The 13,507-nt window shown below is 56.6% G+C and carries 13 protein-coding genes and 1 tRNA gene; 8 read left to right on the forward strand and 6 right to left on the reverse strand.

Translation table 11 applies throughout. The features are described 5' to 3' along the window. Positions 1-69 precede the first annotated feature (69 nt). Together ASD54_RS08765 and ASD54_RS08770 are read left to right on the forward strand one after the other, a co-directional pair. Positions 70-732, forward strand: coding sequence for a thermonuclease family protein (locus tag ASD54_RS08765; protein WP_062554204.1), 663 nt, complete (start codon positions 70-72; stop codon positions 730-732). Positions 733-882: 150 nt separating this feature from the next. Then, on the forward strand, positions 883-1,146 hold the full coding sequence (locus ASD54_RS08770; protein WP_062554205.1) for a DUF6074 family protein: 264 nt from the start codon (positions 883-885) through the stop codon (positions 1,144-1,146). Positions 1,147-1,455: 309 nt separating this feature from the next. On the opposite strand, the gene ASD54_RS08775 is transcribed toward ASD54_RS08770, so the two are convergent. Further along, positions 1,456-1,531, reverse strand: a tRNA-Lys gene (locus ASD54_RS08775). Between the two features lie 239 nt (positions 1,532-1,770). On the opposite strand from ASD54_RS08775, the gene ASD54_RS08780 reads away from it, so the two are divergent. Next, positions 1,771-2,262, forward strand: a complete 492-nt coding sequence (locus ASD54_RS08780; RefSeq protein WP_062554206.1) for a heme-degrading domain-containing protein — start codon at positions 1,771-1,773, stop codon at positions 2,260-2,262. Between the two features lie 168 nt (positions 2,263-2,430). Here ASD54_RS08780 and ASD54_RS08785 read toward each other — a convergent pair whose 3' ends face one another. Continuing rightward, positions 2,431-2,682 carry a GlsB/YeaQ/YmgE family stress response membrane protein gene (locus ASD54_RS08785; protein WP_062554207.1) on the reverse strand — a complete coding sequence of 84 codons (252 nt, stop codon included), beginning with the start codon at positions 2,680-2,682 and terminating at the stop codon, positions 2,431-2,433. Positions 2,683-2,919: 237 nt separating this feature from the next. On the opposite strand from ASD54_RS08785, the gene ASD54_RS08790 reads away from it, so the two are divergent. The 3 genes from ASD54_RS08790 to ASD54_RS08800 all read left to right on the forward strand — a co-directional run bounded on the left by ASD54_RS08790 (position 2,920) and on the right by ASD54_RS08800 (position 9,026). After that, positions 2,920-5,382, forward strand: coding sequence for a mechanosensitive ion channel family protein (locus ASD54_RS08790; RefSeq protein ID WP_156379138.1), 2,463 nt, complete (start codon positions 2,920-2,922; stop codon positions 5,380-5,382). Between the two features lie 147 nt (positions 5,383-5,529). Continuing rightward, a complete protein-coding gene (locus tag ASD54_RS08795) occupies positions 5,530-8,043 on the forward strand; it encodes an FAD-dependent oxidoreductase (RefSeq protein WP_062554209.1) in 2,514 nt (837 codons plus the stop codon). A 146-nt stretch (positions 8,044-8,189) separates the two neighbouring features. Next, positions 8,190-9,026 carry a response regulator gene (locus ASD54_RS08800; protein WP_062554210.1) on the forward strand — a complete coding sequence of 279 codons (837 nt, stop codon included), beginning with the start codon at positions 8,190-8,192 and terminating at the stop codon, positions 9,024-9,026. Positions 9,027-9,090: 64 nt separating this feature from the next. Here ASD54_RS08800 and ASD54_RS08805 read toward each other — a convergent pair whose 3' ends face one another. Together ASD54_RS08805 and ASD54_RS08810 are read right to left on the reverse strand one after the other, a co-directional pair. Continuing rightward, complete coding sequence (locus ASD54_RS08805) at positions 9,091-10,113, reverse strand: GlxA family transcriptional regulator (RefSeq protein ID WP_062554211.1); 1,023 nt, start codon at positions 10,111-10,113, stop codon at positions 9,091-9,093. Positions 10,114-10,275: 162 nt separating this feature from the next. Next, positions 10,276-10,467: a hypothetical protein gene (locus tag ASD54_RS08810; RefSeq protein WP_156379139.1), complete on the reverse strand. Its 192-nt coding sequence runs from the start codon at positions 10,465-10,467 to the stop codon at positions 10,276-10,278. 180 nt (positions 10,468-10,647) lie between these two features. Between ASD54_RS08810 and ASD54_RS08815 the strand changes: the two genes are divergently transcribed. Continuing rightward, entirely contained in the window at positions 10,648-11,535 is an 888-nt protein-coding gene (locus tag ASD54_RS08815) for a LysR family transcriptional regulator (protein ID WP_062554213.1), read from the forward strand. A gap of 386 nt (positions 11,536-11,921) precedes the next feature. Here the strand turns inward: ASD54_RS08815 and ASD54_RS08820 are convergent, their stop codons facing one another. After that, positions 11,922-12,698, reverse strand: a complete 777-nt coding sequence (locus ASD54_RS08820; RefSeq protein ID WP_062554214.1) for a formyl transferase — start codon at positions 12,696-12,698, stop codon at positions 11,922-11,924. A 252-nt stretch (positions 12,699-12,950) separates the two neighbouring features. On the opposite strand from ASD54_RS08820, the gene ASD54_RS08825 reads away from it, so the two are divergent. Beyond that, entirely contained in the window at positions 12,951-13,073 is a 123-nt protein-coding gene (locus ASD54_RS08825; RefSeq protein ID WP_137137243.1) for an entericidin, read from the forward strand. A 55-nt stretch (positions 13,074-13,128) separates the two neighbouring features. On the opposite strand, the gene ASD54_RS08830 is transcribed toward ASD54_RS08825, so the two are convergent. Further along, the gene (locus tag ASD54_RS08830; protein ID WP_062554215.1) at positions 13,129-13,479 is read right to left on the reverse strand and encodes a hypothetical protein; all 351 of its coding nucleotides are present in this window, start codon (positions 13,477-13,479) and stop codon (positions 13,129-13,131) included. Positions 13,480-13,507: the final 28 nt, after the last annotated feature.

Consider the following 13,507-nt stretch of genomic DNA (forward strand, 5'->3'; position numbering starts at 1 on the left):
CTTAACGAAACCGTGAGACCTGTTTCGCTATGGTCCGAGGCACATGTTTCAAGTTGTGAGGTGCAAACCATGGCCGCTGCATCAGGCAAGGCACGCCGCAAGCGTCGCAAATCCAGTACCGGCTCCAAAGCGCGTGGTGCCTTGTGGCCTTGGGTCGCGGCGCTGGCGGTGGTCGGTGGCGGGATCGCCGTCTCCGAAAACATGCAGACGGTCCGGCGCTGGCTTCCGGCGTCCTGGAACTTGAAGCCTGCAAGTGCGCCTGCGAACTCATCTGGCAAGGATGCCAGTGGACCGATCCCGCCAGCCAATATTCCAGCGCCGACCGTAAAGCCAGCAGGCGAACTGGCAAAGGTCGTGCCGGCCGATCTGGTCGGCAAAAGCTTCAGCGGAACCTTCTATTTTTGTGGCACCTCCGGCCTTGATAACTGCGTTGTCGATGGCGCCACCTTCTGGTTCCGCAAGCAGCAGATCCGGCTGGCGGATGTGTCGGCGCCGCGCACGGAAGATGCGGCTTGCCCGCAGGAGCGCTCCAAGGGTTTCGCTGCCAAGGTTCGGCTGCGTGACCTCTTGAATGCCGGGCCGTTCGAACTGACGGACTGGCCGAACAAGAACGAAGATGGCGCCGGACGACAATTGCGTGTCGTCATGCGCAACGGTTCATCGATCGGTCAACAACTCGTGAGGGAAGGGGTTGTGCATCGCGTAACGGAAACCTCCAAGCCCTGGTGTTGACGTCACGTGAGGTCAACTCGGCGCGGCTAAGCGTCCCGCAGCGATACATCACTTCAAATGAGGTGACCGTGTTTAGAATTTGAGAACCACTTCAGGCGATTGTGTGCAGGTAATTCAGTTGATTCGGGCGTTTCGCGTACAGGAGAGGTCATGACGCTTGCACATTTTCCCGCCGACCGGCGGATGGCGGATATACGGCGTTGTGCTCAGGTTCTGCTGAACCTTCATGGCGAGGAAGCCAATCGCTACTGGCGCAGCCAGATGGCCGATTTCTCTGCCCGTCTCTCGCGGCTCGGCACCTCTGCGGAAGAGGTTTCCCATCAAGCGGGTCTTTTCATGAATGCTGTGCAGACGGAGTTGCAGCGCCTGTTCCTGGAAGAGGTTGACCAGGCCGCAGTGGACGCCCGCGCTTAAGCCTCAATACACGCTGCTCTTTGAGCATCGACGAAAGCGCATGAAAGCAGACCTGTCAGGCTGCCGTGCGCTTTTTGTTTTCAGCAGTCGCAATAAAGTTGACTCCGAGACACATCAGGCTCTTCCTGTAGTCCACAACGGGTCGAGCATGCATGTAAGCTGCGTGTCAAACGGGGTATGGAAAAATAAGCCAGACCTATGAAGGGACTGCGTGTTCTTCGTGGAGCGAGAACGCAAAGCGAAGTCGCAAAGGTTTCCCGCTAGTAGGAAACCAACCAATTCAGTATCAGCGTAAGTGTTTGAAATGTCTGGTGGGTGATGTAGGGCTCGAACCTACGACCCGCTGATTAAGAGTCAGCTGCTCTACCAACTGAGCTAATCACCCATCCCCGTCAGCGCTTGGTGTTGTGTGCGCCGCTGGTGTGAGGGGGCGTATAAAGAGGTCTTTTGACCTTGTCTAGCGCCCTTTTGAAAAAAGTTGGATGCAGCTTGCAGAAAAATGGAGGGAGATCGTCAAAACGCCTGAGAATCCGGGATTCTTGACCCGAAGAAAAAATGCAATTTCATCCCATCGAAAATTGTCTGTGGCTGCCTTACTGTTCGTTGCAACAGGAGAGCATGCATATGACGACACAAAACGATCTCGAGATTATCGCCAGTCAGGAAAAACTGCTGGAGTTTGACCGCTTCGATCTCGCGCGCGCCTGGTCGCTGGGGTCGCGGTTGCGAGACATTGCCTCGGCACGGTCTCATGTCCTGGCCATTGATGTTCACATCAACGGGATGCAGGCCTTCTTCACCAGCCTGCCGGGCGGTAAGCCGGACTTCGAGCACTGGATCCGCCGCAAGCGCAATCTTGTTTTGAGATTTCACCGTTCAAGCTATGCGATCGGTCTTGATCTGGCGCAGCAGCAAGCAACACTTGAAAGCAAGTGGGGCCTGCCTGTTGCAGATTTTGCGCCTCATGGTGGCTGCATTCCCATCAGGGTATCGGGGGTAGGCTGTATCGGCGCGGTGACCATTTCAGGATTGCCGCAACGGGAAGACCATAATCTCGCAGTCGAGGGTCTCGCTCTGGAACGTGGCGTTTGGGACGATATCCCGAAATTGCCCTAAAGCGCGTCGCGCTCTTTCAGGGTCGCACCTGGCGCTTTATCGCTTTGCTTCATCGCATGTCGTTGTCGCAAAACCGCTGCACACTTTTGCGCGACATGCTTTAGCCACCAATGGAAAAGGCCGGACATTGTGCCCGGCCTTCAAGTCAGATCAGTATCAAGCCGCTGCCTATCGCCTGATGGCACGGCCAACGGCGATGAGAATGCAGGCGCCAATGAAGCCTGCGATCAAGTAACCGATCCAGCCACCAAGCACGACGCCGAATAAGCCGAGGATTGCGTTGGCAACAATTGCGCCGACGATACCGAGCAGGATGTTCATCAGAACGCCCATATTGCTCTTCATGAACTGTTCTGCCAACCAACCGGCGATGCCGCCGATGATGATCGCTGCGAGCCAGCCGATACCTGCGTTTTCCATGGACCTTACCCTCATTTCGATGTTCGATGGCCGGTCAACGGCTTGTGATTGAATTTGTTCCCTGGTTTGTCTGTGCCTTAGTTCTGCCCGTTGCTTTGGCTTTGTGAGCGGTCCATTGCGAATCAGACGAGTTCCTGTTCCTACCGATGAGCAGTAACGCTTCCGCCATCCTGTTTTTCGAGGTTTGCACCATTGCGGCTGAATGAGAGATCTTGCAGAAACGCTTTCCGGGGCCTCGTGGCCGTAGCGTTAGTGACCCTAGCGCTTGTCGGCAGCCCGTCCGGCTCCTGGGCACAAAGCGCGCCCGAAGCAGCACCCGCGGCCGCTGCTGGCACGAATGCTGCGCCACAATCCAAGACCCAGGCGACGATCACCGAAGCGAAGAAAGTGCTGGGATCGATTTCGGCGCGTTCCAACGCGCAGGGCGTCGATGACATGCAGCTTGCCGAGCTGAAGGCTCAGGCGGATGATCTTGTCGCGCGGCTCAGCGAACATCTGGGTGGTCTCAAGCAGCGGCTTGATCAGATCAATGCGCGTGTGAAGGAACTGGGAGAGCCGCCGCAGGAAGGGCAACCACCGGAAGCGGCGGTTGTCACTGAGGAGCGCAACCGGCTTGCGGCGGAGAGGGGGGAACTGACCGCTTTCTCCAGCGAACTCGGGCAGATCTCGAATGGCGCAAAGGAACTCTCTGCCAAGATTACCGAGCAGCGCCGCAGGCTGTTTTCCGATGCGCTGCTCAAGCATACGGATCTCTCCTGGGGTATGCTGGCCGATGCGGGCTCCACCTTCTGGCATGAGGTCGAAACGTTTCGGGAAACGATGGCGAGCTGGCTGAGCTTCGCCTGGAAGTTCAAGAAGCTGCAGCTGTTAAGCGCCGTCTTCCTGTCGATCGGTGCCGCGCTGTTCTTCCTCGCAGGCGGCTACCGCATGCTGGGAAAGATGGTCAAGCGCGATCCGGCGATCGATAATCCGCCCTATATCACGCGCCTGTCCTTTGCCTTCTGGTCACTTGTCTTGCAGACTTTTTCGCTGACGGCTTTCATGCTGTCGACATTCTTCTTCATGGACAGTTTCGGCGTTCTCCGGCCTGATATTCGTCCTCTGGTCGGCACGTTCCTCGGCTTCATCTGGGTGGTCGTCTTCGTTGCCCGCCTGAGCTATCTCGTGCTAGGGCCAGAACATCCGCACTGGCGACTTATCCGCGTTTCGAACAGGGGTGCCAAAGTCCTGTTCTGGCTGATCCTCGCGATGGCTTTGATCAATGGGCTTGATTTCGCATTGACCGAAGTCAGCGAAGTGTTGAACTCGCCGGTCGTACTGTCCATCGCCAAGAGCCTGATTGCGTCGGTCCTCATCGGCGTCATCCTGCTGGCGATGTCATTCCTCAAGCCGGTGTTGGCCGAGGACAAGGATCCCGATGCACCCGGTCGCTCGTGGCCCAGAGGGTTTCCGCTCGCTCTGAGGGCGCTCGGCATCGCGCTTCTTCTGGCGGCGCTTTCCGGCTATGTCGGGCTGGCGCGCTTCTTCTCCACACAGATCGTGCTCACAGGCGCATTGGTCGCTACGGGATACATCGGCATCCTGTCGGGCAAGGCTGTGGGCAAGCAGGGCGCTTTTGCCAGCACCTCTGTCGGCAAGTATGTCGCTGCGCGTTTCAAGAGCAATGAGATCATGCTCGACCAGATCGGGCTGGTGGCGGGGCTCAGCATCTATGCCTTTTCGGTCATTCTCGTTGTCCCCGTCATTCTGTTGACCTGGGGTTTCCAGACACAGGACATCAAGGCCGCCGCCATCCGTCTGTTGACGCAGATTTCGATCGGCAACATCAATATCTCACTGATCGGAATTCTTGTCGGTGTCCTGCTGTTCATGGCTGGCTATCTGGTGACGCGGTTCGCGCAGCGCTGGATCGACCGGAACGTGATGGCGCGAAGCCAGGTCGATGCCGGGGTTCGCAACTCCGTCAAAACGGGTATCGGTTATCTCGGCATGGGCCTGGCCGTGGTGATCGGCGTGTCCGCCGCCGGGATCGATCTGTCGAGCCTTGCGCTTGTTGCCTCTGCGCTTTCGGTTGGTATCGGTTTCGGTCTCCAGAACATTGTCTCGAACTTTGTGTCAGGCCTCATTCTCTTGGTCGAACGCCCCTTCAAGGTCGGCGACCACATCATTACTGGCACGACCGAAGGTATCGTAAAGCGCATATCGGTTCGCGCAACCGAGATCGAGACGTTCCGTAAGCAATCGATCATCGTGCCGAACTCCGATCTCATTAATGCGGCCGTGGGTAACTGGACGCACCGCAACCGCATGCAGCGTTCCGAAATTCCCGTCGGCGTTGCCTATGGAACGGATCCGCGACGTGTCATTGAACTGTTGCTGGAACTTGCCGGAGCCGTACCGCAGATCCTGCGCAATCCTGAGCCACACGTGGAGTTCTTGCGCTTCGGGGCTTCGTCGCTTGACTTCGAATTGCGTTTCCATGTCGCTGATATCAGCGATGGTATGAATATCAGGAACGCGCTGCGTGCCGAAATCCTGCGACGCTTCGAAGACGAGGGGATCGAAATTCCCTACGCCAAGCAGGACATCAACGTTCATGGCACGCTCTACACGATGCGAGCGCCAGCCTCGGAAAAAGAAAAGCAGTACGACCCCAAGGATGTGCACGATCGAGAAGCCGGGGATGCGTCTGCAAGCTGACAAATGGAAAGTTTGAAGGCGTCGCGGCAAGCCGTACGCATGTCGTAAACAGGCGTTTGGCGACGCGCCTCAGATTGCATAGTCGGCCCATGCAATTTGGCCCGGAGAATACGCTTTGTGTCCGGGTCTCATCAGAGGGGTTTTTCGATGAAAACACATGCGAGGGCAGTCGTCGTCGGTGGCGGCGTTGTCGGCGTTTCGACGCTCTATCATCTGGCAAAGAAGGGCTGGAGCGATGTCGTTCTCATCGAGCGGAAGGAGCTGACGTCCGGCTCCACCTGGCACGCCGCCGGTCTGCTGCCTCTGTTCAACCTGTCCTACTCGGTCGGCCAGCTGCACAAGTATTCGGTCCGTTTCTACGAGGAGCTGCAGGAAGAGACCGGCATGAATGTCGGTTTTGCGAAAGTCTCCAACATTCGTCTCGCCCGGACAAAGGATCGCTGGGACGAGTACATGTATTATGCGGGCATTGCCGAAACGATCGGGGTCAAGGTCAACATCCTGACACCGGAACAGGTGAAGGAGGTATGGCCCCTCTGTGAGACCGAGGGGTTGCTCGGTGCAATCCAGCATCCGGACGACGGCTACATCCAGCCAGCAGATCTGACACAGGCACTTGCCAAGGGCGCGCGTGATCGCGGTGCCACGATCTACCGCAACACGACCGTCACGGGTATCGAGCAGCAGGCGGATGGCCTATGGAAGGTGACGACCGACAAGGGTGAAATCACCGCCGAGCACATCATCTCCTGCACCGGCTCGTTTGCTCGCAAGACGGGTGAGATGGTCGGCATCAACATTCCGGTCATTCCGGTCGAGCACCAGTACATTGTCACAGAACCGCATCCGGCCATCCAGGAGCGGCGCAAGCAAGGCCTGCCGGAAATGGGGGTTTTGCGCGAATCCGATTCCGCCTGGTATATGCGCGAGGAGGCGGGTGGCCTCATCCTCGGACCTTACGAGGTGGGTGCTCCGGTCTGTTATGTCGATGGTCCTTCCGACCAGAGCGAATACGAACTGTTTCAGGAAGATCTCGACCGCCTGATGCCGCACATCGAAACGGCAATTGCCCGTGTGCCGGCCTTCGGCGAAGTGGGCATCAAGAAGGTCTATAACGGCGCCATCGCCTACACGCCCGATGGCAATCCGATTGTCGGGCCGGCTCCAGGCCTCAAGAATTTCTGGCTGAACGAAGGCCACTCCTTCGGTATCACGGCGGCAGGCGGTGCTGGCTGGCAGTTGGCCGAGTGGATCGTGGATGGCGAGCCGACCGTGGATCTAATGGGCGTGGACCCGCGCCGTTTCGGTCCCTATGCGACGGAAGGCTATCTTATCGCTAAGAACGAAGAGGCCTATGCCAACGTCTTCACCATGCACTATCCGGATGAGGAGCGTGCCGCCGCCCGTCCGCTGAAGACGACACCGATCTACGATCGGCTCAAGAAGCTGGGGGGCGTCTTCGGTTCGCTCTACGGCTGGGAACGCGCAAACTGGTATGCTCCGGAAGGTTATGAACTGCCGGAGAGCGAGAAGGGTGTCGGCGCGGATGTCATCACCAACCACAATTACGCAGCCCCGCTCGAAGACGGTCGGTACGTCGAAAAGTGGTCTTTCCGCCGGTCGAACTATTGGGAGCATGTGGGCAACGAGGTGAAGAATGTCACCACGAATGTCGGTGTGCTGGATATGTCGCCCTTCGCCAAGATCGAAGTCTCAGGGCCGGGCGCTCGCAACTGGCTCGAAAGTATCTTCGCCAACGCCATTCCAAAGAAGCGGGGCCGCATCACGCTCGCGCACATCCTGACGCCTGCGGGCGGAGTTCGTGCCGAGTTCACGATCTATGAATGGGCACCAGGACGCTTCTACATGGTATCTGCCGGCGGCCTGGAGGCGCATGACCACGATCTCTTGCACCGTCTTGCTCCGCAGGATGGCTCTGTCGTTCTTCAGCCGATCACGCAGAAATACGGCGTTCTGGTTCTGGCAGGCCCGAAGTCCCGCCAGTTGTTGAAGAAGCTGACCCGCACCAGCCTCGAGAACAAGGATTTCCCTTGGCTCACAGGCAAGCAGATCTCCGTGGGCGTTGCGACGGCACATGCGCTACGCGTGAACTTTGTCGGTGAATTGGGTTGGGAATTGCATCATCCCATCGAGATGCAGGCCTACATCTTTGACAAGTTGATGGAGGCCGGTGCCGAATTCGGCATCAAGCCGTTCGGTATCCGTGCCATGGTTTCCATGGCGGTCGAGAAGTCCTATCGCAACATGGGTCGCGAGCTTTCCATCGAATACAATGCGTATGAATCCGGGCTTGACCGCTTCATCAAGCCAGAGAAGAGCTTCATAGGCCGGGACGCTGTCGTCGCCTACAAGGAAAACGGCGTGAAGTGGGTATTCAGCACTCTGGAGGTGAAGGGCACGACGGATGTCGATGCGCGCGGTTCTGAGGCGATCTACGATCAGTCCGGCGAACTGGTAGGGCGCGTGACCAGCGGTGGCTACGGCTGGCGCGTCGGAAAATCGCTCGCACTTGCCATGCTGAAGCCGTCTCACTCTGACCTCGGTACCCAGCTGAAAGTGAAGATTCTTGGCACAGTCTATGAGGCGGCAGTCGTTGGTGAGAGCCCGTTTGATCCGGATAATGCCGTCTTGCGCGCCTGATCAAGAATTGATTGACCATATTCGGGAAAGCGGCCCTCAAAGGCCGCTTTTTTGTTGAATTCATCGCCGCTGGTCTTGCGCGCTTAATGTTTCTTCAAGTCCCGATGCTTTAGCCTACTCAAAGTCAAGGAGCTAGGGGGCAAACAATGACTTATCTGGGCGTATCCGGGATGCAGTATACGGGCGAGCAGTTTCCGGATGCTCGAATCATTGTTGCCGAGGACTCGAACGTCTTCACGTCCATGATCCGTCAGCGTCTGAAGGAAATCTTCGGGATCGATGCGGAGATCTGCCGGACCTATGAAGATCTCATGATGGCAAACGAGTTGTCGGATGTGCCTGTCACCCTCGCGATATCCAACATCAATCTGCCAGGCGCCGAAAACGGCGAGGCGCTGAACTATCTCGTCGATCTCAACATTCCAACCATTGTCTTCACCGGCACCTTCCAGGAGCACACACGTGAGAAACTGCTGGCGAAGGACATCGTCGACTACATTCTGAAAGACAATGTCTTCGCGGTCGAAATGCTTGTTGAATCCGTTTGCCGCTTCCTGACGAACCATCGTCACCATGTGCTGATCGTGGATGACAGTCCGACAGCGCGCGCACTCCTCTCGACCCGCCTCAAGCGTTACAATTTCCGCGTCAGTGTTGCCGAAAGCGGATCCAAGGCCATCGATATTCTGAAGAAGAACCCGGATATCGGTCTGGTTGTGACAGACTATAACATGCCCGACATCGATGGGTTCGAACTGGCCCGGCGCATCCGCTCCGTCCGTGGCTCCCACGAATTGCGCATCATCGGCGTGTCGTCCTCGACGGACCGCCTGCTATCGGCCCGCTTCCTGAAGGCTGGCGGCAACGACTTCATGTTGAGGCCGTTCATCGACGAAGAATTCTATTGCCGCGTAAACCAGAACCTCGACACGCTTTTGCAGATCAAGTCCCACCAGGCTGCCGCGCGCCGCAGCGCCGCCTGATAGTTCGGCAGGATAAGGTTTAAGAGATGGCCGTACCGGGAGGTGCGGCCATTTTCATGTAATCTCAAGCCGGAACCAGTGTTCGCGGCGTATTCGACACCAGCTTGCGTTCCGCGCGTTCCTGCTGCGGCGAGCGGTTATAGACCTCACGGTAGCATTTCGAAAAATGCGATGCTGACACGAATCCGCAGGCCACGGCCACTTCCACGATGGGCATCGAGGATTGAACCAGAAGATGCCTTGCGCGGTCGAGGCGGATTTCCAGATAGTAGCGGGCAGGGGAACGTCCCATTTCCTGGCTGAACAGGCGCTCGATCTGCCGGCGTGAAAGGTCAACACTGTCGGCGATATCAATGAGCGACAATGGTTCCGAAAGATTGCTCTCCATCAGTTCGATGATCTGCAGAACCTTGTTGTTTTGCACACCCAGTCGCGCGCGCAAGGGAAGCCGCTGACGGTCGTGCGGGTTTCTGACGCGATCCGTCAGTTGTTGTTCGCAAACCCGGTTGACCAGTGTCTCGCCGAAGTCCTGGCCAATCAGGTTCAGCATCATATCCAGCGAGGCCGTTCCGCCTGCGCAGGTGTAGAGATTGCCATCGACCTCATAGAGATCGGCATAGACTTCGGCCTGGGGAAAGGCTTCGGCAAAGCCGGGCAGGTTTTCCCAATGGATGGCGCATCGCTTGCCGTTCAACAGACCGGCCTGCGCCAGCACATGGGCGCCCGTACAGAGGCTGCCAACGGAAACGCCCCGATTGTAGGTTTCTCGCAGGAAAGCGAAGACGGATTTATTGTTGAAGCTCTCGACATTGATGCCGGAACAGATCAACACCATGCTCGGTCGCTGCTCGCCGCTCAGGTTGCGTCGCTCGTCGGCCAGCGAAGAATCGACTTCCAATGCAATGCCGCTCGAGGAGTAGACCTTTTGTCCATCAGCGGAGGTCAGGCGCCAGTCATAGGCTTTGTATCCCAACATCCTGTTGGCAATCCGAAGGGTTTCGACCGCCGCAGAAAACGGAAGAAGTGTAAATTCCGGGATCAGGAAGAAAACCAGCGTACGTTTTTTGACCGGTGGCTTGATGGTCATTGCAGGGGCTCCGTGGCAAGGCGTCTATTCCTCGCGTGAAAGAGGCTGCCTTGAATGTGCTCAATCCGACATTGATACATTCATTTGCGACATGCAAGATGTCGCATGAAAGACAGCCTCATCCTCCTGCATATTTGAAAGGCATTCCGATTAAACTCTGTCTCAGTTGCCCGTTTGCCAGCCAATATCCTTGCGGACGTCCATTGGCAGCGCTTCAAGAATGGCAAGCGCCTTGCGCTTTCTATGGGCCGCGATCAATTCCGAGGCCTTGCCTATGACCGACGCCAGAAAACTACCGCTTACGCGGTTTGCGGTTATCAATGATGATGCTGAGTGTGAACCTGCGAAAGCCATGATCATGCTCCTTTCCGGCTATGCAATGGAAGGATGCGCTTATTAAATGCTTTCTACAATTTGATTGTTTTCATCCAACCCATCAAAAATCGTGATGTTGGCCCCAGAAATGATCGAATTGACTATCAGCCGCTTGAAATGATATCATTATTAATATCAGAATTTCTGAAAGTTATCATAATGAACGGGCCGTTCCGTGCATCCCTGCCGCTTCTCGATAACGATGTGATGAGAACGTTTGTCGCGATTGCGGATACCGGAAATTTTTCGACTGCGGCTGAAGTTGTTCTGCGAACGCCTTCTGCAGTCTCGATGCAGATCAAGAAGCTGGAAGACCAACTGGGGACTACGCTTTTTCTGAGGGATGCGCGGTCCGTTGCGCTGACGCCTCAGGGCGAGGTCTTGCTGACCTATGCGCGGCGGCTGATCGCTCTCTCCAATGAGGCAGTATCTCGCTTCATCATGCCGGAGCTTTCCGGCGTGGTCCGGCTTGGCGCGCCGGACGACATTGCGGAGCGTTTGCTGCCGGGCATTTTGAAGAACTTTGCCTCGAAATTCCCCGGCATCATGGTCGATGTCACGGTCGATGGGAGTGTGCGGCTTCGTCGCCAGATGGAGGAGCAGCGCTTCGATCTCGTGTTGATGAACAGCGTCTGGCGTCCTCTGCTGACTGAAGGGGAGGTTGTATTCGAGGACAAGCTTGTCTGGGTCGGGGCAAAGTGCGGAACGGCACATATGCGTGACCCATTGCCACTATCGATCTGGGAAGATGGTTGCCTCTGGAGGCAGGAGGCGCTGAACAGGCTCGAAGATATGAAGCGCCCGTATCGGATTGCCTATTTGAGCGCGAATACGATGGCCCAACGTGCCGCCATCGTTTCCGATCTTGCGATTGCTCCGATGGCTCGGTCCTATGTCTCGGATGAGATGGCTATCCTGGGGCCAAAGGAGGGGCTTCCAGAACTGATGTCATTCGATGTCAGAATGGTCGTGGTGCCGGACCTCTCCATTCCGGCCAAAGCGGTGGCAGATTCAATCCGCGAATCTTATGCCCAGTTGAACGCCTGACGCTCTCTACATGAGGATGACATTTCGGAGCATTCTCGACTTTAGCGACCGAAAATGCTCCGGACGTCGTTATTCCATCACGAGAGCTTGACTATGCTGCGGACCTGTCCGTCACGTGTAGTGAAAAATCGCCACGGAAAAGACGGCGGTAACGGATACAAAGGCCCAGCCGAGGCGAAACAGCACACGCCGACGATGGTCATTTCCAGTCCAGTCATAATGCATTTCTAAAAGCCTCAAATATATGTCGTCACCCCACATCATGCGGTGTTCGACAGCGTGGATAGGCGTTCTGCCTGACTATCCCTATACTCCCTGCAACCTGCCTGAGACTGACCTGGATCAAGTTTGACAACCGGCTGCAAAATTTTGCGAGTTTGAGAGTCTTACCAGATTGATTTGGTCACGCCATTGAAAAGATATGTCCATAGGGGCGGCGGAAAACGCAGGCGGGAAGGACCGGATGGCGCGTAAGGCTTCGCGGTGCCATCAAGGACCGAGGTCAATGTTTGTACCGTAGGATCGATACTGGCGGCGGTGAGCAGCAAGGGGTAGGTCGAGATCGTATCGTCTGCTGCCGGTCTTACCCGAACCTCGGCGAGCGTATCGCCAGTATCCGTTCCTGGATCCACATAGTGGAGGGTCGCTCCAAAATTACTCTCGTCATTCTCCACGCGTGCCCAGTACCCTCCCATCTGCCCGCGATAGTTCGGGTTTATTCCGGCGTGGAAATTGACGATGGGGCAGGGAATGGCCGCCAGTGTGTTGCGAGACAGGAGCCGACAAGAGATCGAAAAGAGGAGATCAGGCTTTGCGCGGAGGATGGCGGCGTGCGCATCCGGATCGTTGAGGGATGAGACACGCGTTACAGGCACGGTCGATAACGGCTGGGATATCAGGCCGTATTGCTCGATGATTTCTTCGGTCCGTTTCTGTGTGATGCGCTTGCCCAGGCGGGATACGATCATGGTACCCAATTGCCCAACTGCCTGCAGCCAGCCCAGCCGCCGCGCACGTCGCTTCAGGACATCGGTCTTGCTCTCGTAATTCTCTTGAATCACGGTCAGGTTGGGAAAGTGGGCGTGGAGAGCGTTGATCATGACCTGCGGATTGAGGCCGCCCGCAGTCAATACAACGAGTCTCGCAGGGTTCGGCGCCGTCATCAGATCTTCCGCTCATGTGAATGTCGAAGGGATGTGCAAGCGACGATGGTGCTATCCGTCAAACATATCGTTAACGACGAAAGGATGGCTTACGGAATATCTGACGGGCTTCTGAAAACTGTTTCACTTCACCGTGAACCTTTTCACATTCCGCGCGTTACTGCGCCGGAAAACAAAATTTCCGGTTCTGTGTCGTTCAATTCGGAGACTTTCAAAATGACGCTCAAGACAGTTACGGTTATCGCTGCTCTCATGGCAACCGCCGCTTCGCTCGCATCCTGCGGCAACACGATCCGCGGCGTTGGCCAGGATGCCGCCAATACCGTGAACGCCACGCAGGACGCCGGTCGTAAGGTAGAGCGCGCCGCTCGCTAAGAATTGAGCTGCGGGAGAGGCAGAAAAACTTCTCCCGCGCAAATTCTTCCTGAGATCAGATTTTGGCAGCCGGGTAGGCACGCTGCAAACCGCCGGACTTATTGTAACCCTCACGGAACGCCGTAAAGGCGGGATGCTGGCTCGATTTCGCAGCCTCGCTCAACCTTATCTGGATCCGGGCGGGTGCCGTTCCCCCGATCCACTCTCCCGTTTTTTGAAGCTTCAGAGTGTTGAGGAAACGCCCTGCCGCGGCCCGGTCGAGATAAAGATGCAGACCGTCGAGCAGAACGTCGTCCGAGGATGGGTTTTCCATCATCAACTTCAGCCAGTTCTCATTATCCTGTGTCATGGATGCCAGTGCATCTGCCACATTTTCACGGTTCCCAATGGGCGCCACAGTGCTCATGAATATGTTCCGTCTGCATTCTTTGCCG

The organism is Rhizobium sp. Root149 (assembly GCF_001427345.1).
Taxonomy (GTDB): Bacteria; Pseudomonadota; Alphaproteobacteria; order Rhizobiales; family Rhizobiaceae; genus Neorhizobium; species Neorhizobium rhizoryzae.

Coding starts and splice junctions, on each gene's coding strand:
- ASD54_RS08830 (WP_062554215.1), bottom strand. CDS start 13,479: ATGAGCACTGTGGCGCCCATTGGGAACCGTGAAAATGTGGCAGATGCA.
- ASD54_RS08810 (WP_156379139.1), bottom strand. CDS start 10,467: ATGGCTTTCGCAGGTTCACACTCAGCATCATCATTGATAACCGCAAAC.
- ASD54_RS08815 (WP_062554213.1), top strand. CDS start 10,648: ATGAACGGGCCGTTCCGTGCATCCCTGCCGCTTCTCGATAACGATGTG.
- ASD54_RS08780 (WP_062554206.1), top strand. CDS start 1,771: ATGACGACACAAAACGATCTCGAGATTATCGCCAGTCAGGAAAAACTG.
- ASD54_RS08820 (WP_062554214.1), bottom strand. CDS start 12,698: ATGACGGCGCCGAACCCTGCGAGACTCGTTGTATTGACTGCGGGCGGC.
- ASD54_RS08770 (WP_062554205.1), top strand. CDS start 883: ATGACGCTTGCACATTTTCCCGCCGACCGGCGGATGGCGGATATACGG.
- ASD54_RS08800 (WP_062554210.1), top strand. CDS start 8,190: ATGACTTATCTGGGCGTATCCGGGATGCAGTATACGGGCGAGCAGTTT.
- ASD54_RS08765 (WP_062554204.1), top strand. CDS start 70: ATGGCCGCTGCATCAGGCAAGGCACGCCGCAAGCGTCGCAAATCCAGT.
- ASD54_RS08805 (WP_062554211.1), bottom strand. CDS start 10,113: ATGACCATCAAGCCACCGGTCAAAAAACGTACGCTGGTTTTCTTCCTG.
- ASD54_RS08785 (WP_062554207.1), bottom strand. CDS start 2,682: ATGGAAAACGCAGGTATCGGCTGGCTCGCAGCGATCATCATCGGCGGC.
- ASD54_RS08795 (WP_062554209.1), top strand. CDS start 5,530: ATGAAAACACATGCGAGGGCAGTCGTCGTCGGTGGCGGCGTTGTCGGC.
- ASD54_RS08825 (WP_137137243.1), top strand. CDS start 12,951: ATGGCAACCGCCGCTTCGCTCGCATCCTGCGGCAACACGATCCGCGGC.